This is a genomic window from Yinghuangia seranimata (genome assembly GCF_029953285.1).
Taxonomy (GTDB): domain Bacteria; phylum Actinomycetota; class Actinomycetes; order Streptomycetales; family Streptomycetaceae; genus Yinghuangia; species Yinghuangia seranimata.
Map to the genome: position 1 here is coordinate 1 of NZ_JASAOI010000092.1, position 18,364 is coordinate 18,364.

The following is an 18,364-nucleotide window of genomic DNA, read 5'->3' on the forward strand; positions in this document are numbered from 1 at the left end:
CCGCGCCCGCACCGCGCCCGCGCCCGCACCGCGCCCGCGCCCGCACCGCGCCCGCGCCCGCACCGCGCCCGCGCCCGCTCGTGCCGCGCCGCTCGCGCGGTCCGGGGTCCGCGCGTCCGCACGCGCCAGCAGTCCGAACACAGCCGCCTCGCAGGTCCGCGACCGCGTCTCTGGCCGGTTCGTTCGGCGGGCGCGGGCGCGGCGGCCGGGGCCGACCCGGGCGCGCCGATGACGCCGAGCTGCGCGCCGACCTCGACCGTCTCGACCAGGTCCGCGATCTCCCGCAGCCCGAACCTTGCTCCCGCCGCCTCGATCTCGCGGCCGCGGCCTCCCGCGCGCGATCTCGACCCCCCGTCTACGCGCGGGCGTTCGTCGGGCTTCGCCATCCGGTCGGGCCGCGCCGATCGTCGGTCAGACCAGGACGTCGAGCCCTCGCGGCAGCGGGCCGGCGTGGACGACGCCGAGGCGTTGGGTGGGCCTGGTCAGGGCGACGTACAGGTCGTGCAGGGACAGGTCGGCGGGTTCGACGACGATCACCGCGTCGAACTCGAGGCCCTTGGCCTGCTTCGGGGACAGCAGGACCACTGGGCGGGTCAGGTCCGGGGCCACGCCTGATTCGGCGTCGGGGAGGGACTTGGCGAGGGCGTCGAGCAGGCGGGGTGGGGCGATGACGGCCAGGCGGCGGGTGGTGTCGCGTTCCTGGGCCACGGCGGCGGCGACCGTGTCGGGGAGTTCGTCGGCGGCGGTCGCGCGGGCCCACGGGGCGGTGCCGGTGGCGCGTACGGACTCGGGCGGCACGAAGCCCGGGTCGGCGGCCCGCATCACGGCCGCGGCGACGGTCATGATCTCGGCCGGCGTCCGGTAGTTGACGCCCAGTCGGGTCAGCTCCCAGCGGTCCTCGACGAACGGGGTCAGGATGCGCTCCCACGACCCGCAGCCGCCCGGCTCGCTGGTCTGCGCCGGGTCGCCGACCAGGGTCATGGACCGGGTCGGGCTGCGGCGCATCAGCAACCGCCAGGCCATCGGGGAGAGTTCCTGGGCCTCGTCGACGACGACGTGGCCGAACGCCCAGGTGCGGTCCGCCGCGGCGCGTTCCGCGGCCGTGCGGTGGTCGGCCTCCTCGTGCCGCTCGGCGAGCCGCTCCGCGTCCACCAGGTCGTGGGCGGCGAGGACTTCGGACTGCTCGTCCTCACGGTCCTCGAACTCCTGCGTCCGCGAGCCGTACGTCAGGTCGAGCACGCCCTGCGCGAACGCGATCCGCCGCCGCCGCTCCTGCTCGGCGGCGACGCGCGCGGCGGTGTCGTCGACGCCGAGGAGTTCGGCCGCCTCGTCGAGCAACGGGACGTCGGAGACCGTCCATTCGGCGCTCGTCCAGCCGCCCCGCACCGGTTCCCAGACCGGCTCGCGCCGTACCGCCGCGGCGTCCTCGTCGGTCAGGTAGACCGGGTCGGCGAGGTAGTCGGCGATCACCCCCTCGGGGGTGAGCTTGGGCCACAGTTCGTCGATGGCGCGGTGCACGGCGGCGCTCCCCGCGATCCCCATGTTCAGCTCGGCGATCTCGGTCGAACCGAGGAAGTTCGGTCCGCCGAACGGGTCGCCGCCGATGCGGTCGGCGAGCTGCGCGGTCAGGCCGTCGACGACGCGCGCCACGAACCGGGGCCGGGCCAGGTTGTGCGGCAGCCGGGCCTCGCGCGCGTGGCGGCGCGCCTCGGTGGCGATCTCCGCGTCGAGGTACAGCTCGCCGTCCTCGTGGTCGATGGCCAGCGGCTCGTCGGGGATCTTCTGCTGGTCCGCGACGAACCGGCCCAGCACCTCGGCCATCGCGGCGCGGCCCTTGATCTCGGCGGCCTCCGCGTCGTCGCGTGCGGTCGCGACGACGCCGGGGTAGAGCTCGCCCGGCGTCGCGAACAGCACACCGGTCTCGCCGAGCGACGGCAGCACGTCCTCGATGTAGCCGAGGAACGCCGGGTTCGGGCCGACGACGAGGACGACCCGCCGCGTCAGCTGCTCGCGGTTGGCGTAGAGCAGGTAGGCGGCGCGGTGCAGCGCCACGACGGTCTTGCCGGTGCCCGGCCCGCCCTCGACGACCAGCACGCCGTGGTGCGGTGCGCGGATGATGCGGTCCTGCTCGGCCTGGATGGTCTGCACGATGTCGTGCATGCGGCCGGTGCGGGCGGCGTCGAGCGAGGAGAGCAGCACGGCGTCGGCGTCGGAGCCCTCGTAGCCGGTGCGCTCGGGGTCGTCGAGGTCGAGGATCTCGTCGTGGAGCGCGGTGACCTTCTGCCCGGACGTGGTGATGTGGCGGCGCCGCCGCAGGCCCATGGGGGTGTGCCCGGTGGCGAGGTAGAACGGGCGCGCGACGTCGGCGCGCCAGTCGATCACGAGCGGACTGTGCTCGGTGTCGTCCCTGCGAATGCCGATGCGGCCGATGTGGTGGTCGGAACCGTCGCGGAACAGCAGCCGGCCGAAACACAGGCCGTGCTCGCTGGCATTCAGCGCGGCGAGCAGCGCGGACTGCTCGGCCACCACGATGTCGCGCTCGATGCGGTCCTGCCGGGTGCCGCCGAGCTCGCGTCCGAGAGCGGCCCGGGTCGCATCGCCGGCCTGCGCGCGCAGCTCGGCGAGGCGCACGTAAAGGCCGTCGACGAATTCCTGCTCGTACCGCAATTCCGCGTTTGACAATTCCACTCCCCGGCGCATATGATGCCTTCAGTTAATCACTTTCCGTGCCGTTCCTCGAACGGACACGGATTTTTTAATATACGCAGAAATAGACCTCGGATGTCAACCGTACTCCGGGGTTTTCGCATGTCAGGCCTCCTGCGCGTCGGCCGCGTGCTTGCGCGCGAGCTTCTCGACGAGTTGGCCGAGGTTCGCGGTGAGCGGCCAACCGACGTAGTGCGCCAAATGCACGATGACCTCCCGCAGTTGATCCGGCGTCAGCTCGCCGCGCTCGAGCGCGCTGGAGAACTGCAGTTCAAGGAGCTGGTCCTTGCCGAACGCGGCGAGCACGCCGATCGTCAGCAGGCGGCGCTGCGGGACGTCGAGGCCGGGCCGGGTCCAGACCGCGCCGAAGAGGTGGTCGATCGTCAGCGCGAGGTACGGGTTGGCGTCGGTCGTCGCACGGTCGGACGGCAGCGTCATCGGGAGGCTGTAAGACCTCGGCCATCTTGGCCAGGCCGACGGCGCGGAGGTCGGGTTCGGAGGCCTCCGACCCGTCAGGCTCCGGCGCCGGGTCCTCGATACCGAACACGCGCTCGTACGTCGGCTCGGCCAGCCTCGCGTGCGGAACCTCCGCACCCACCGCGTCGGCCAGCTCGATCGCCGCCTTGAGGTCCTTGTGCGCCATGGCGGCCGGGCCGCGCATGAACTCGGGGTCGGCGGGACGCGGGCCGAGCAGCGCGGTCGGGCCGCCGGTGAGCTCGTCCCCGGCGACGACGATCTCCTTCAGGCGCGCCACGTCGATGCCGGCGGCCTCCGCGAGGCGGCGCGCCTCGTCGGCGACGGCCCAGACGCCGTACTGCATGTGATTGCGGATCAGCTTGGCGCGCAGGCCGCTTCCGGGGCCGCCCATGGGCACCACCCGCGAGCTGAACGCCTCGGCGACGGGGAGTGCGCGGGCGACCGCGGCGTCGGTGCCGCCGAGCATCGCGACGAGCCGTCCGTCGCGCGCCGCGGCCGGCCCGCCGGTGACGCCGCAGTCGACGAGGTGGACGGTGTGGGGGAGTTCGGCCGCCGCGGCGTGCAGCGCGTCGAGCGTGCCCGTGCTTATCGTGCTGACGACGAGCACGACGGAGTCCGGCGGGAGCCCGGCCAGCAGGCCGTCGGCGCCGGTGAGCACGGCCAGGACCTGGGCGTCGTCGAAGACCGCGACGACCACCGCGTCGGGGCCGCCGGCGGCGACGTCGGCGAGGGTGGGCGCGGCGGCGAAGCGTTCGTCGAACGCCGCCAGGGCCTCCGCGCGGGCGTCGTGCACGGTGACGTGGTGTCCCGCGTCCAGCAGCGCCCGCGCCGCGCCGCCGCCGATGGCCCCGACCCCGATGACCGCGACTTCTGCCATGTCTGCCTCCTGCTTTCCGGGCGGCGTCAGGCCGCCTGATGCCTCGTCAAGAGGGCGGAGGCTACGCGGGAGAGGGCGGGGTTGCCAGGGACGGGCGGACGGCATCGTCGCACCGGTCTGCGCTCACGGTGCCCGGTGCGAGGCCCCGGTCAGGCCGCCGCCGCACGCGCCACGCCGAGCAGCTCGCGCAGCGTGCCCGTGAACTCCGGTACCAGGCGCACCGCGACGAGCCACGCGTCGGCGTCGTCCCGCAGGGCGGAGCGCGCCGACCTGCCGATGTCGTCGCGCACGTTCTTGATCGCACGCGCCCGTCCTGGTCCGCCTGGCGTCGCGTGCGCGGTCAACTCCGGCGGGCAGCCGGGTTGATGGGCGAACACCGACAGTGCCGGGGCCTGCCAGCGCCACAGCCGGTGTTCGTCGACGACGAGGTCCCAGGCGAGCGGCTGGTGCGGGGCGAGCAGGACCAGGTCGATCCGGGCGCGTGCGACGGCGCCTCCGCCGCGGGCGCCCTCTCCGCTGTTCGAGCGGTCGTCGAGCTCCCGGATCCGCTTGAGCACCAGGGGGGTTCGCCCCTCGTTCTCGATCGCGCGGCCGAGCCGCTGGCGGCCGTCGGGGTGCTCGAACCCGGCGAGCAGGTCGACCTCCCGGCCCTCGGGCTGCGGACTGGCGTCCAGGGCGGCGGCCGCCTCGCGCGGGCCTACGGCGCGCCAGAGGTTCAGGCATGCGCGCAGGACGACGGCCCGGCGTGCGGGGAAGCGTGAACCGGGCATGGCGTGGGCGAGCACATGCCGCAGTACGTCCGGATCGGCCGACTCCGCGAGCGGGTACAGCGCGCGCTGCCCCCGCTCGACCTCGCCGATGCCGGGCCCGGGTGGGGCGAAGTCGTCGCGGGCGAGGTCCGGAGGCGCGATGGCGTACGCGCGCAGCATGGTGCCGCGGTCGGCGGCCTGGTGTGCGAGGACCGCCCGCGCGACCGCCTCCGAAGCGTCCGGCAGCAGGCGCCCGAGCACCTCGCGGGTGGCGTCGGGGTTGGTGGCGAGTGCCAAGCGTTCGGCCTCGGTGCCGTGTTCGGCGACGTGGGTGACGATCACCGGTGCGGGCAGCGGCGGTTCGGCCAGCACCGCGCGCCGTGTCGCGGCGTCGAGCCGGTCGAGCACCGGGCCCAGCAGGTCGGGCGGGGCGTACCCGAGCAGCAGCGCCGGGGTGATGGCTACGCCCCCCGTTCCTTGCACGCGGCGAGTCTAGGAGCGGGAGATCAGCGGACGCCCGGCATTTCCGGGGCGGTCACGCGTCCCGCGATGGCTCCGCCGCCGGTTCGCCCCGCCGCTGGGGGAGCGGCCCGGGGAGTGTCTCGGGGAGCGGTTCGAGGAGCGGTTCGAGGAGCGGGTCGACGGCCGCCGCCAGGTGGGCGCGGAGGCGTTCGGGCGGGGCCGAGATCAGGGCGTCCACGTCGGCGACGGTGGTGAGGACGCCCATGCCGATGTTGACGGCGAGGATCAGCGCGGCGCGCAGTTCGGCTTCGGGGCCGTCGAGGCGCTCGGCCAGCCGGGCCACGGTGTCCTGGACCTGAGCCCGCATCAGCGACGCCACGCCCTCGCGGCCCGAGGTGCGCAGCATCAGCCCGAGCGGGTGCTCGCCGCCGACGCTCGCCGGGCGGTTGTGGAACCAGGTGACGGCGCGGTCGGGGAGTTCGCGCAGCGGGCCCTCGATGATCGCGGCCGGGTCGCGGTCGCGGGACACGACGGCGACGAACAGCTTCTCCTTGGAGCCGAAGTAACGGTAGATCAGGGCCGGGTTCACGCCGACGTCGGCGGCGATGTCGCGGACCGAGACGGCGTCGTACCCGTCCCGGGAGAAGCGCGTCGCCGCGGCGTCGAGCAGTGCGGCGGCGGTGTCCTCGGCGGAGCGGTGACGGGGCCGTGGCGCGGCGGTGTCCGTGGTCATCTCCGTCGAGTCCTTTTGTCCCGTTCGTTGCGTTCCGTGCGGCCGGATCGGAGCCCCATCTAACCACTCGGGCGGCGTCGGCAATAATGTGTGTCGCTTACATGTAAACCAGGTTTACATGGCGCGCCACGCGAGGGGAACCACCTGCCTTGACCACTGTCGACGGGACGCGATCCGACGTCCCGAGCCACGCCGCACCCGACCCCGGCGCGCGGCCGTCCGCCCCGGGCGCCGACACCGCCGCCGAACGCCGCACCGGGCCGATCCTGCTGATCCTGGTGCTCGGCGCCCTGACGTACTCACTCCTCCAGTCGATGCTGTCGCCCGCCCTGCCGGTCATCACGCGCGAGGTCGGCACCACGACCGACACCGCGTCGTGGCTGCTGACCGCGTACCTGCTGGTCGCGTCGGTCACCACGCCGGTGGTCAGCCGCCTGGGGGACATCCACGGCAAGAAGAAGCTCTTCGTCGTCGCGATCGGCGCGCTCGGCGTCGGCTCGCTCATCTGCGGCCTCGCCGACTCGATCGCCCTGCTGATCGTCGGACGGGCCATCCAGGGCGTCGGCGCGGCCGTGTTCCCGCTGTCGTTCGGCATCGTGCGCGACGAGTTCCCGCCGCACCGCCGGGCCGCCGCGATCGGCCTGACGTCCGCGGTCATGGGCATCGGCGGCGGCATCGGCTCGGTGCTGGCCGGGCCGATCGTCGACCACCTGTCGTACCACTGGCTGTTCTGGATACCGATGGTGGTGTGCGTCGGCACGGTGGCCGCGGCGTGGGTGGTCATCCCCGAGTCCCCGCAGCGGGTCGCCGGTGCGCGCATCAACTGGCTGGGCGCGGCGCTGCTCGGCGGCGCGCTCGCCTGCCTGCTGCTCGCGGTGAGCAAGGGCCGTTCGTGGGGCTGGGGTTCGGCGACCGTCGTGGGCCTGTTCGTGGGCGCCGTGGTGCTGCTCGCGCTGTGGGTGTTCTCCGAACTGCGCTCCAGCACACCGCTCGTGGACATGAAGGTCATGCGGCTGCGCGGCGTGTGGACCACCAACGCGGTGGGCGTGCTGTGCGGCTACGGCATGATGGCCACGATGTTCTTGATGCCGCAGATGTTCCAGCTGCCCAAGAGCACCGGCTTCGGCTTCGGGACCACGGTGACGATGGCGGGCGTGTACGTCCTGCCGATGGCCGTGGCGATGCTCGTCGCCGGTCCGACCGCGGGCGCGCTCGAGGGCCGCATCGGGTCGAAGCCGTCGCTGCTGATGGGCTGCGCGGCGCTCGCGGGCGGCTCGCTGCTGCTGATCGTCGCGCACTCCGAGGTGTGGCAGATCGCCGTCGGGCTGTTCGTGTTCGGACTCGGCGTCGGCGCCGCGATGGCCGCGATGGCGAACGTCATCGTCGGCGCGGTGCCGCCGGACCAGACCGGCATCGCCAGCGGCATCAACACCATCGCGCGCACCGTCGGCATGTCCTTCGGCTCCGCGCTGTCGATGGTCGCGGTGACCTCGCACGTGACGGCCGCGGGCGTGCCGGAGGAGAGCGGCTTCACGCTGGCGTTCGCCATCGCGGCGGGCGCGGGCGTGCTGGCGCTCCTGGTGGGCCTGCTCGTTCCGGCGGGGCGGCGCGCGGCCGCGCGGAAGGTCGCAGGCTGACCCTCGGGCCCGGTCAGCCGTCCAGTTCCTGAAACAGGGTCAGCTGGAGGCCGGCCGGGCCTTCCAGGCGGGCGTTCGACGAGTTCCACGGGGTGACGGTGGGCTCGGCGAGCACCGCCAGGCCGGCGTCGGCGGCCTCGCGTGTCGCGGCCTGCGCGTCCGGGACCTGGAAGGCGATGCGGATGTGGCCGGCGACGCGGCGCCCCACCTCGACGTCGTCGACGTACTCCGCGTGCGGCGGGTCGGCGATCTCCAGCGTCGCGCGGCCCGCCTCCAGGATCGTGACGCGGCCGCCCGGCGAGCTGAACGCGCCGAGCTCGGGCAGGCCGAGCACGTCGCGGTAGTAGGCCAGCGCCGCCTCGTAGTCCGCGGCGGTCACCACGACCCGCAGCTCCGCGACGCGGGGTTCGTCGGTCATGTCGGTCTCCTCCGGTGCGGTGGCGTGTCCCGACCATGATCCGCGAGGGGGGCGGGCGGCGCACGGTACGGGCGCGGCGCTCGCGGATTCCGGCTGAGGGCGCGGGGGCGCCCGCTCATCGCTGAATCGATCCATCGCAGCTCTTGTGCGCGGTCCTTCCCTTGCCTAGCGTTTGGGGTCAAACAATCCGTCGCGCGGCCCCGCGCCCCGGAAGGAGTGCCCCATGCCCCTGCCCGCGGACCTGATCCTGCGCAACGGGCGCGTGCTCACGCTCGACGACGACTTCGGCACCGCGGACGCGCTCGCCGTCCGGGCCGGGCGGATCGTCGCCGTCGGCACGGACGCCGAAGTGCGGCCCCACGCCGGGCCCCGCACCGAGGTCGTCGACCTCGCCGGGCGGACCGCGCTCCCCGGCGTCAACGACTCGCACCTGCACGCCTGCGCGTTCGGCGCCACCCGTCCGCCGCTCGCCGCCGACGTCGGCTACCCGGCCGTCGACTCGATCGCCGCCGCCGCTCGCGCGGTCGCCGCGCACGCCGCCCAACTGCCGCCCGGAGCCTGGGCCGTCGGCCACGGCTGGGACGTCGGGTACCTCGCCGAGTGCCGCGCCGACCCGTCGCGCACCCCGCACCGCCGCGACCTCGACGCGCTGATACCCGACCGGCCGGTCCTCCTCTACGAGTTCTCCGGCCACACCGCCTGGCTCAACACCGCCGCGCTCAAGGCCGCCGGGATCGACCGGGACACCGTCGCGCCGTCCGGCGGGATCATCGAGCGCGACGCGGACGGCGAGGCCACCGGGCTGCTGCGCGAGAGCGCCCAGAACCTCGTCAACGCCGCCATCCCGCCGATGACCCGTGCCGAGCGCGAACGCGCCGTCCGCGCCGCCGTCGCGCTGTGCCACGCCGAGGGCATCACCAGCTTCACCGAACCCGGACTCGGCCCCGGCGGCCGCTCGTTGTTCCTCGGCGCCGCCGGGGCCGAGACGCTGCAGGTGTACGCGGATCTGGCCGCCGCCGGCGAACTCCAGGCCCGGGTCAGCGTCCTGCTCCTGCCGCTCGCGATGGGCGAGTCCGCCGCCGCCCTGCCCGCACGGCTCGCCGCCGCGCACCCCGCGAGCGACGCCGACCCCCGCCTGCTCCGCGTCATCGGCGTCAAGGTGTTCGCCGACGGCATCCCGCCCAGCCGCACCGCCTGGATGCACGACGAGTACGTCGGCGGCGGCCGCGGCTGCCTGTGCCTGCACGGCGACAGCGACGGCCAACGGGTCGGCGAGCTCGCGGAGATCGTGCACGCCGCACACGCCGCCGGCTACCAGCTCGGCGTGCACGTGACGGGCGACCAGGGCATCGACGCCGTCGTCGACGCGTTCGCCGCCGCCCGCGCCCACCACCCGCGCACCGACGAGCGCCACTACGTCATCCACGGCGACTTCGTGACCCCCGCGAGCCTGCGCACGCTCGCCGCACACGGCTGGTCGGTCAACATGAACCCGGCCATCAAGTGGACCATCGCCGACCTCATGGACGACGTCGTCGGCCCCGAACGCTCCGCCTACCAGTGGCCGGTGCGCTCGGCGGTCGAGGCCGGCATCCCCGTCGCGGCGAGCTCCGACGCCCCGATCACCTATCCCGACTGGCGGCGCGGCGTCGCGTCCATGCTGTTGCGCGAGTCGAAGGCGACCGGCCGGCCCAGCGGCCCCGAGCAGCGCGTCGACCTCGCGACCGCGCTGCGCGCCTACACCGTCAACGCCGCGCGCCAGGACTTCGCGGAGTCCTGGAAGGGCCGGCTCGCCGTCGGCATGGCCGCCGACGTGTGCGTGCTCGGCGGCGACCTGCTCGCCGCCGACCCGCACGAGATCCCCGACCTCCCGGTGGACCTGACCGTGTTCGACGGCTCCATCGTGTACGGAAAGGCCTGACCCGCCATCATGCGCGCACTGATCATCCGCCACGACCACCCGTCCGGATCGGGGTTCGTCGGCGAACGCCTCGTCGAGCGGGGCTTCGAGCTCACCGAGGTCCTGGTCGTCCCCGAAGAACGCTGGAACGAGCCGCACCAGGCCGTCGAGTTCCCCGACCCGCGCGACTTCGACGTGGTCGTGTCGCTCGGTGCCCCGTGGTCCGTGGACTCCGCCGAGGTGGCGCGCTGGGTGCAGGGCGAGCACGGCGAACTCGCCCTGCTCCGCACCGCGGTGGAGGCCGACGTCCCGGTGCTGGGGGTGTGTTTCGGCGGCCAGGCGCTGGCCGTCGCGCTCGGCGGCACCGTCGAGCGCGCCCCCAAGCCGGAGGTCGGCTGGACGCACGTCTCGTCGGACGACACCGGGCTGGTCGGCGAAGGGCCTTGGTTCCAGTGGCACTTCGACCGCTTCGAGCCACCGCCGGACGCGTACGAGATCGCGCGGACCGGGATCGCGTCGCAGGCGTACGTCGTGGGCCGCTCGCTCGGCGTGCAGTTCCACCCCGAGGTCACACCCGAGATCGTCCGGTCCTGGCTGGAGTGGGGCGGCTACGCCGAGGCCCGGGACCTCGGCGTCGACCCGGACGACCTGCTGCGGGTCGAACCGGGCGCCCAGGTACGCTCGTTCGCCCTCGTGGACGCGTTCCTTGACCGGATCGCGCGGATCTGAGCCGCCGCACGACGAAGGGGCCGCGCCGGTCGGTGGCGCGGCCCCTTCGTCGGGTCCGGATCAGGCGAGGGTCACCGTCACCGGCAGCTCCTTGATGCCGTTGACGAAGTTGGACCGCACCCGCCGCACGTCGCCCGCGAGGCGGATGTCCGCGATGCGGGGCAGCAGTTCCTCGAACATGATGCGCATCTCCAGGCGGGCCAGCGCGTTGCCGAGGCAGAAGTGCGGGCCGCCCTTGCCGAACGTGACGTGGTCGACGTTCTTCCGCGTGACGTCGAAGCGGTACGGGTCCGCGAACACTTCTTCGTCCCGGTTGCCCGAGGCGAACCACAGCACGACCTTGTCGCCCTCGCGGATCCGCTTGCCGCCCAGTTCGGTGTCGCGCGTGGCGGTGCGCCGGAAGTGGTAGACCGGCGAGGCCCAGCGCAGGAACTCCTCGACCGCGTCCGGCATCAGGCCGGGGTCCTCGCGCAGCCGCGCGAGTTGGTCCGGGTTGTCCAGCAGAGCGAGCATGCTGTGCGAGATGGCGTGCCGCGTCGTCTCGTTGCCCGCGACGACCAGCAGCAGGAAGTAGTTGTCGAAGTCCCGCTGGGACAGCGGGAGCCCGTCGGACGGCGTCTGGTTGACCAGCCGGCTGACCAGGTCGGTGCCCTCGCCGCCGCGCCGCCGCGCGGCCAGCTCGCGGCCGTACTCGAACACCTCCAGCGAAGCCGGGCTGCGGAACGGCAGGTCGCGGTACTGCTCGCTCTCCTCGCTGTGCAGCAGCACGTCGGCGTAGTCCGGGTCGGTGTTGCCGATGATGCGGTTGCCCCAGTCGATGAGCCGCTCGGTGTCGCTGTCCGGGACGTCGAGCATGCGGGCCAGCACGTTGATGGGGAAGTCCGCGGAGATCTCGCTGACGAAGTCGAACGTGCCCTTGGGCAGCGCGGCGTCGAGGGTGCGCGCGGTCAGCCCGCGCAGGAACACGCCGTACTCGGCGACCGCGCGCGGTGTGAACTGCTTCTGCAGCAGCTTCCGCAGGGCGGTGTGGCGGAGCCCGTCGGTCTCCAGCATCGAGCGCCGGATGGCGATCTGCGAGTCGTCGACCTCCTCGAGGTTGGTGAACCGCGTGGAGGTGAAGGTGTCGGCGTCGCGGTCCACCGCGACGATGTCGGCGTGCCGGGTCAACGCCCAGAACCCGCTGTTGGGTTCGGGCTCCGGTTGCCAGTGCACGGGGTCCTCGCGGCGCAGTGTGTGGAACATGCGCCACGGCGTCTCGCCGTCGAGGAAGCGGTCGTTGTCGGCGAGGTCGACCTCGTCCAGCGGCATCGGTTCGGGCGTGGTGTCCACGGTGGTGGTGCTCATGCGTGCGGCTCCTGCCTGGCTCAGATCTGGTACGCGTACTCCGCGAACTCCCAGTCGGTGACGTGCTGCCGGAAGCGGTCGACCTCGTCGCGCTTGTACGTGGTGAACGCGTCGACGAAGCCGGGGCCGAGGAGTTCGGCCAGTTCGGTGTCGGCGGCGAACGCGTCGAGGGCGGCCGGGAGACTGTCGGGCAGCATCGGCGCCTTGTCGGTGTCGTAGCCGTAGCCCTCCAGCGGCGCGGGCGGCTCGGCCTTGTCGCGGATGCCCAGGTGCAGTGCGGCGACCAGGGCGGCGATCGCGAGGTACGGGTTGGCGCTCGCGTCGCCGAGGCGCAGCTCCAGGCGTGCGCCGGGGCCGCGTTCGGGCGGGATCCGGACCATCGCGCTGCGGTTGTCCAGGCCCCAGTCGATCAGCCACGGGGCGAGGGTGTCCGGGCCGAACCGCTTGTACGAGTTGACGGTCGGGTTGAGCAGCGCGGCCATCGCGGGGGCGTGCCGCAGCACGCCGGCGATGGCGTGCCCCGCGGTCTCGGACAGCCCGTACGGGCGGCCGGGACCGTCGAACACGTTGCGGCCCTCCATGTCGACGACGCTGACGTGCAGGTGGAATCCCGAACCGCCCTCGTCGTTGAAGGGCTTCGCCATGAAGGTCGCCAACCGGCCTTCGACGCGGGCGATTTCCTTGATCGCCGACTTGAAGAGGAAGGCGCGGTCAGCCGCGTCGAGCGCGTCGGAGTGGTCGAGGTTGATCTCGAACTGCCCCGAGGCGAACTCGTGGTTGCCGTTGGTCGCGCCGATGCCGAGGCCGGCGAGCCGGCGCAGGGTGCGCAGCAGGTGGGCGTCAGGGTCGCCGCGGCGGCCCGCCACGTACACGTTGCCGGACGCCTCGCCGTAGCGGCGCCAGCCGCCGTTGCCGTCCGGGTCGCAGAGGAAGTACTCCAGCTCGGGCCCGACGACCACGCGGAGCCCCTGGTCCTGCTGGAGTCGTCGGAGCACGGTGCGCAGCACCGCGCGCGGCCCCTCGGGGGCGAGTTCGCCGGTGGCGGGGTCGGTGGCCTCGCCGAGGCACCAGGCCACGCCGGGTTCCCAGGGCAGCGGCCGCGCGGTGGCGAGCTCGGGGCGCACCGAGACGTCGGGCAGGCCGACGTCCAGGCCGCCGGCGACCGGGACGACGCCGCCGCGCGGGGTCGTGTGGTAGACCGCGCGGCAGAACGCGAGGCCGTGCGCGTGCACCGACGGCAGGTGGTCGACGAGGACGTCGCGGCCGCGGTCGGTGCCGATCAGGTCGGGATAGACGACGCGGACGACGTCGATGCCGCGGGACTTGAGGTCCGCCGTCGTGCTGCGGACGTCGCCGTCGTGCGCGGGGGCGGGGGCCGGGACGGGCGCGGGTACTGCGGCCGGGACTGCGGCGGGTTCGGATGCGGGCACCGGACTCTCCTCGCGGGGTCGGGCAGGCGGCGGAGCCGATTCGTTTGAATCCAAACAATATGGCCGCGCGGGGTGCCGCACAAGAGGTTCCGGAGGGGTTCCGTGCCGGTTCGGCGCCGGTTCCGCGGGAGTCGCCCCGGGGGTGACAGCGGCGCGCGAGGGGCATATCGTACGGACCCAAACGATTAATCACGGGCGGTGCGTCCGCCCCCAGCGACCCGAGGAGGCGCCGTGACCGGCGTGCGCGGTTTCTTCCACCCCAAGACCGGCACCGGCCGGTCCTCGCTCGTCCCGGCCCCGCCGTGGCACTACTCCGGCGACCTGCTCACCGTCGAGTACCGCACCGACCCCGCGCGTGTCGCCGAACTCCTGCCCGCCCCCCTGGAGTTGGCCGACGAGGACCCCGGCGCCGTCGCGCTGATCTGGGCCGACTGGCAGTCCTGCGCCGCCGACCGGGCGGAGCTGCTCGACCCGGTGCGCGGGCAGTACAAGGAGTGCTTCGCGGTGGTGCGCTGCAAGTACCAGGGCGTCACGTACTCGCGCTGCGTCTACATCTGGGTCGACAAGGATTTCGCCGTCGCCCGCGGCCTGCACCAGGGCTACCCCAAGAAGCTGGGCTCGATCCACCAGACCCGCCCGCACCCGTACGGCCCCGCGCCCCGCATCGAGGCCGGCGCGGTCTTCGGCGCCACCCTGGCGGCGGCCGACCGGCGGCTCGCCGAGGCCGTCGTGACCCTGCGCGAGCCCGCCGAGAACAACGGCTTCGTGAACGGGCACCCGATGGCCCACCACCGCTGGCTGCCGTCCATCGAGCCCGGCAAGGGCTTCGCGCTCGACGAACTCGTCGCCAGCGGCGCCGAGTCCGTCGAGGCCGGTCCGGCCTGGGCGGGCGACTTCGAGCTGGCGCTGTACGACGCGCCCACCGAGGAGCTGTCCCGGCTCGAGGTCCACGAGCCGATCGGCGCGTACTACCGGCAGGTGGGCGTGGTGTGGAACGGCGGGACGCTGCTCGCCACCGGCACGACCACGGTGGCGGACGGCACGGCCTGACCCCGAGACCGCCCGGGCGCCATCGGCCCGGGCGGTCCCACGCGACGCGGCCTCTCGGGTGCTCTGCGTCAGTCGGCGCCGGTGACGCCGGGCGCCACGAACCGCCGGTGCAGCGTCTGGTACTCGGCCTCCGGTTCCGTGGTGATGCCGGCCTTCACGACGGCCGCCATGAGCTGTGCGTCGCGGAAGCGCTCGAAGTGCCCCTGCGACTCCCACACGTCGGTCACGCGCAGGGCGCCCGGCTCGAACCACGCCACGTGGATGTACGCGCCGTCTGGCGCCTGTTCCTCCCAGCCGACCGCGTCGCGCACCTCGTCGTACTGCCCGGGTGTCACGCCAGGCCAGCGCAGCGACAACACGACAGCCATGGAACCCCTCCTTCACTGCTGGATCGGACGGCACCCCCGCACTTCCAGCACACCGCCGAAGGCGGCCGAAGAGTGTCTCGTTTACGCAAAATACGGGACATCCCCACAGCGCACGCACACCACGAACACCATACGTCCCACCTTGCACGCCCCCTCCGCGCGCCGGCCGAGGGGGCGTCGCGGGCGGATCAGAGCGCGGCGGTACGCCGGACGATCTCGCGGCACAGCGGGCCGACCTCGACACGCTCGTCGGTGTACTGCGACGGCTTGACGCAGATCGTCGTGAAGCCGCGCGCCATCTGGCCCGGGATCGACTCCAGGGCCGGGGCGATCGGCGCCGGGCTGTGGTCGTCGGGGAAGGTCGGGCGGATCCCGCCGACCATCTCCAGGGCGCCCGGGTCGCGGCCCGCTACGGTGAACGCGGTTCGGAGCGTTCCGAGTTCCTCGTCGGACGGCTGGCCGAGCGGGTGGAAGCCGTGCCCGTACCGGACCAGCCTGCGCAGCACGGCCCCGTGCACCGAACTCCCGCCGAACCACAGGCGCGGGCCGTCCGGGCGGTACGGCTTCGGCACCAGGTACACGTCCTCGAACGGGTAGTCCGGGTCGTCGAACGAGGCGGGGGTGTCCCGCCACAGCGTCTCCCAGGCCGCGAGGTGCGCGTCGAGCAGCCGGCCGCGGCGCCGGAACGGGACGCCCAGCGCGGCGTATTCGGGCTCGTGCCAGCTCACGATCGGCTGCACGACCAGGCGGCCCTCGCTCAACAGGTCGAGTGCCGCCAGCTCTTGGGCCAGGACGAGCGGGTGCCGCAGCGGTGCGATCACCCCGGCGGCGACCAGGCGCAGGCGCGTGGTCGCCGCCGCGATCGCGGTCAGCAGGGTCAGCGAGTCGGGCCACGGCGTCGCCGGGTCCTGGTTGCCGGGCAGGGCGTAGTCGCGCGGGTTGGCCATCAGGCCGTTCGCGTCGGCGCCCTTGCCCAGCACGATGTGCTCGCTGACCATGACGGCGTCGAATCCGGCGTCCTCGGCCTCGCGGGCCATGTCGACCAGCGAGCGCAGGTCGCGTGGATCGGTGAGCGTCCAGTTCTCGCTGAGGACGAGGACGAGCCGGGGCGGGGTCATGCGGTCTCCGTTGCGGTGGTGCGGTTCTGACGGTCGATCAGGGGTGGGCGGGTCGGGGATGCCGCGTGCCGGGCGGGTCGTCAGGCGCCCGCTCCCCGGCCGACGCCCGCGTACACCTCGGGCTTCGCGCGGCGCAGCCACGCGCCGTACGCCGTCCCGACGACGCCCGCGCCGATGACGAGGGCGGGCAGCACCCAGCGCAGCGACGAGCCGGCGTCCACGCCGAGCAGGACGCCGAAGTTGTCGACGGCGAGCACGAACACGACGGCGAGGGAGACCGCCGCGACGAGCGGGGCGACGAGCCGGTTCCAGAGCGTCTCGGGCGCCTCGTCCGGGCCCGCGCCGCCGGACGTGCGGCGGAAGTACACCGCGACGCCCAGCGAGGTCAGCACCAGCAGGAGGATCACGCCGAGCGCGCCGACGTTGGTCAGCCAGTTGAACAGCGTGGCCAGCGGGTCCTTCTTCAGCACCGCGAACACGCCGACGACGAGCGCCGCGAGCGCCGTCTGGGCGAGCGAGCCGATGTGCGGCGAGCCGTGCCGCGCGTGGCTCCGGCCCAACCCGCGCGGCAGGACGCCTTCGCGGCCGAGCGAGAAGAAGTAGCGGGCGACCGCGTTGTGGAAGGACAGCAGCGCGGCGAAAAGGCTGGTGATGAGGAACGCCTGGGCCACGTCGGAGAATCCGGAGCCGATCTGGTCGTCGGCGAGCACGAACACGAGGTTCGGGCCGTTCTCCTGCGACTGCGCGACAGCCTGGTTCGCGCCGGTGCCGGTCATCAACGCCCACGCGGTGACCGCGTACAGCACGCCGATCACGCCGACGGCGATGTAGGTGGAGCGGGCCACCGTGCGGCGCGGGTCCTTGCACTCCTCGCCGTACAACGCCGCCGACTCGAAGCCGGTGAACGACGCCATGACGAAGCAGAACGCGGCGCCGGTCGAGCCGGCCGTCAGCGCGCTCCACGTGAACGGGTCGAGCGAGACGCCGTGCGGCGCGGCGTGGAAGGCGCCCGCGTCGAAGACGACGATCGTCGCGGTCTCGATGGTGAGCAGGACGGCGAGCACGCGGGCGTTGAGGTCGACGCGCAGGTAGCCGAGCACCCCGACGACGGCGATGCCGATCAGCACGATCAGCCACCAGTCCAGGTCCCAGCCGAACTTGTCGTTCAGGAAGTCCGAGGTGGTGAAGCCGAACAGGCCGTAGATGCCGATCTGCATCGCGTTGTACGCCACCACCGCGACGAACGCGGCGCCGACGCCCGCGACGCGGCCGAGGCCCTGCGAGACGTACGCGTAGAACGCGCCCGCGCCGGTGATACGGCGGCTCATGGCGGCGTAGCCGGAGCTGAAGACCGCGAGCATCGCCGCGAGGATCAGGTAGACGAGCGGGATGCCGGTCGTCCCGGTGACCGCGAGGCTCTGCGGCACGCCGCCCGCGGCGACGGTCAGCGGGGCGGAGGCCGCGACGACGAAGAAGACGATGTGCGGGACGCCGAGCGAGCCGCGGGGGAGCGGCTTGATTTCGGGGGCGGCCGGGTCGGCGGCGGGCACGGCGGCGTCCCCCGACGCGGCGCCGGACGGGACGCCGGAGGGGGCACGGCGGATCGGGGGTTCCTCGACGGCCATGGGCGGGTCTCCAAGGGAGGACGGATCCGGAGTCGATCGTTTGGGGCCGTACGTTTTCCGTGTGGCTGATCGTACGGATGCAAACAGGCCGCCACAAGAGCTAGATTTCGGGCCAGGGCAGCACGAAGGCACAGGACGGAGCAGGGGCAACGTGGGCGTCGGCAAGCGATCCATCACCGAGACCGAGAAGGCCGTCCAGGAACGGCTCGGCGACATCCCGCTGCGCCGCGAGCAGATGGCCGCCGTGTCGAACATCTACCGCGCCGCCACCGCCGTACGGCAGCACCTGGAGAACTCGGTGCTGCGCGAGGCCGAGCTGACCTGGACCGCCTTCACCGTGCTGTGGGAGGTCTGGATCTGGGGCGAGTCCGAGACCCGGCACGTCGCCGAGGACGCCGGCATCTCCAAGGGCACGCTCACCGGCGTCGCCCGGACGCTCGAGTCGCGCGGCCTGCTCACCCGCACCCAGCACGCCTCCGACGGGCGGCTCGTGCTGCTCGCGCTCACCCCGGCCGGCGAGGAGCTGATGGCGCGGGTGTTCCCGGCGTTCAACGCGGAGGAGGCCTTCGTCACCGAGGACCTCAGCCCCGCTGAGTGCCTGAAACTTGCGGACGGGCTGCGGAAGATCGTGGCGCGCCTCGAGGCCAAGGGCGAGGAGCGCCGCGAGGAACTGCTCGCGGGCGAGGCGCCGAAGCCGCGGCGCAGCGGGCGGCGGCCGAGGAACGGCGCGGCCGGATAATC

General features: G+C 73.3%; 16 protein-coding genes. 5 read left to right on the forward strand and 11 right to left on the reverse strand.

From position 1 onward, the window contains the following. Positions 1 to 411: 411 nt before the first annotated feature. The 5 genes from QI554_RS41980 to QI554_RS42000 form a co-directional block, all read right to left on the reverse strand. Positions 412 to 2,682 carry a HelD family protein gene (locus QI554_RS41980; RefSeq protein WP_281478358.1) on the reverse strand — a complete coding sequence of 757 codons (2,271 nt, stop codon included), beginning with the start codon at positions 2,680 to 2,682 and terminating at the stop codon, positions 412 to 414. Positions 2,683 to 2,811: 129 nt separating this feature from the next. Then, positions 2,812 to 3,093 (reverse strand): carboxymuconolactone decarboxylase family protein, encoded by a 282-nt coding sequence (locus tag QI554_RS41985; protein WP_281478420.1) that lies wholly within the window; start codon positions 3,091 to 3,093, stop codon positions 2,812 to 2,814. Beyond that, positions 2,978 to 4,060 carry an NAD(P)-dependent oxidoreductase gene (locus QI554_RS41990; RefSeq protein ID WP_281478360.1) on the reverse strand — a complete coding sequence of 361 codons (1,083 nt, stop codon included), beginning with the start codon at positions 4,058 to 4,060 and terminating at the stop codon, positions 2,978 to 2,980. Before QI554_RS41990 ends, QI554_RS41985 begins: the two co-directional genes overlap by 116 nt. A gap of 149 nt (positions 4,061 to 4,209) precedes the next feature. Further along, complete coding sequence (locus QI554_RS41995) at positions 4,210 to 5,292, reverse strand: hypothetical protein (protein ID WP_281478363.1); 1,083 nt, start codon at positions 5,290 to 5,292, stop codon at positions 4,210 to 4,212. A gap of 52 nt (positions 5,293 to 5,344) precedes the next feature. Next, positions 5,345 to 6,004: a TetR/AcrR family transcriptional regulator gene (locus tag QI554_RS42000; protein ID WP_281478366.1), complete on the reverse strand. Its 660-nt coding sequence runs from the start codon at positions 6,002 to 6,004 to the stop codon at positions 5,345 to 5,347. Positions 6,005 to 6,153: 149 nt separating this feature from the next. Between QI554_RS42000 and QI554_RS42005 the strand changes: the two genes are divergently transcribed. Continuing rightward, positions 6,154 to 7,641 carry an MFS transporter gene (locus QI554_RS42005; RefSeq protein ID WP_281478368.1) on the forward strand — a complete coding sequence of 496 codons (1,488 nt, stop codon included), beginning with the start codon at positions 6,154 to 6,156 and terminating at the stop codon, positions 7,639 to 7,641. Between the two features lie 13 nt (positions 7,642 to 7,654). Here the strand turns inward: QI554_RS42005 and QI554_RS42010 are convergent, their stop codons facing one another. After that, positions 7,655 to 8,059: a VOC family protein gene (locus QI554_RS42010; RefSeq protein ID WP_281478370.1), complete on the reverse strand. Its 405-nt coding sequence runs from the start codon at positions 8,057 to 8,059 to the stop codon at positions 7,655 to 7,657. Between the two features lie 223 nt (positions 8,060 to 8,282). Between QI554_RS42010 and QI554_RS42015 the strand changes: the two genes are divergently transcribed. Both QI554_RS42015 and QI554_RS42020 read left to right on the forward strand, forming a co-directional pair. Further along, positions 8,283 to 9,980: an amidohydrolase gene (locus QI554_RS42015; protein ID WP_281478372.1), complete on the forward strand. Its 1,698-nt coding sequence runs from the start codon at positions 8,283 to 8,285 to the stop codon at positions 9,978 to 9,980. 9 nt (positions 9,981 to 9,989) lie between these two features. Then, positions 9,990 to 10,688 carry a type 1 glutamine amidotransferase gene (locus QI554_RS42020; protein WP_281478373.1) on the forward strand — a complete coding sequence of 233 codons (699 nt, stop codon included), beginning with the start codon at positions 9,990 to 9,992 and terminating at the stop codon, positions 10,686 to 10,688. Positions 10,689 to 10,748: 60 nt separating this feature from the next. Here QI554_RS42020 and QI554_RS42025 read toward each other — a convergent pair whose 3' ends face one another. After that, the gene (locus tag QI554_RS42025; protein WP_281478376.1) at positions 10,749 to 12,032 is read right to left on the reverse strand and encodes a cytochrome P450; all 1,284 of its coding nucleotides are present in this window, start codon (positions 12,030 to 12,032) and stop codon (positions 10,749 to 10,751) included. A gap of 20 nt (positions 12,033 to 12,052) precedes the next feature. Then, a complete protein-coding gene (locus tag QI554_RS42030) occupies positions 12,053 to 13,345 on the reverse strand; it encodes a glutamine synthetase family protein (RefSeq protein WP_281478421.1) in 1,293 nt (430 codons plus the stop codon). A 348-nt stretch (positions 13,346 to 13,693) separates the two neighbouring features. Between QI554_RS42030 and QI554_RS42035 the strand changes: the two genes are divergently transcribed. Beyond that, complete coding sequence (locus QI554_RS42035) at positions 13,694 to 14,512, forward strand: acetoacetate decarboxylase family protein (RefSeq protein ID WP_281478378.1); 819 nt, start codon at positions 13,694 to 13,696, stop codon at positions 14,510 to 14,512. Between the two features lie 68 nt (positions 14,513 to 14,580). Here the strand turns inward: QI554_RS42035 and QI554_RS42040 are convergent, their stop codons facing one another. From QI554_RS42040 to QI554_RS42050, 3 genes are all read right to left on the reverse strand, one after another. Continuing rightward, positions 14,581 to 14,880, reverse strand: a complete 300-nt coding sequence (locus QI554_RS42040) for a hypothetical protein (RefSeq protein WP_281478380.1) — start codon at positions 14,878 to 14,880, stop codon at positions 14,581 to 14,583. A gap of 188 nt (positions 14,881 to 15,068) precedes the next feature. Continuing rightward, positions 15,069 to 15,998, reverse strand: coding sequence for a TIGR03619 family F420-dependent LLM class oxidoreductase (locus tag QI554_RS42045; RefSeq protein WP_281478382.1), 930 nt, complete (start codon positions 15,996 to 15,998; stop codon positions 15,069 to 15,071). Positions 15,999 to 16,078: 80 nt separating this feature from the next. Next, positions 16,079 to 17,623, reverse strand: coding sequence for an APC family permease (locus QI554_RS42050; protein WP_281478384.1), 1,545 nt, complete (start codon positions 17,621 to 17,623; stop codon positions 16,079 to 16,081). Between the two features lie 151 nt (positions 17,624 to 17,774). On the opposite strand from QI554_RS42050, the gene QI554_RS42055 reads away from it, so the two are divergent. Next, entirely contained in the window at positions 17,775 to 18,362 is a 588-nt protein-coding gene (locus tag QI554_RS42055; RefSeq protein ID WP_281478386.1) for a MarR family winged helix-turn-helix transcriptional regulator, read from the forward strand. Positions 18,363 to 18,364: the final 2 nt, after the last annotated feature.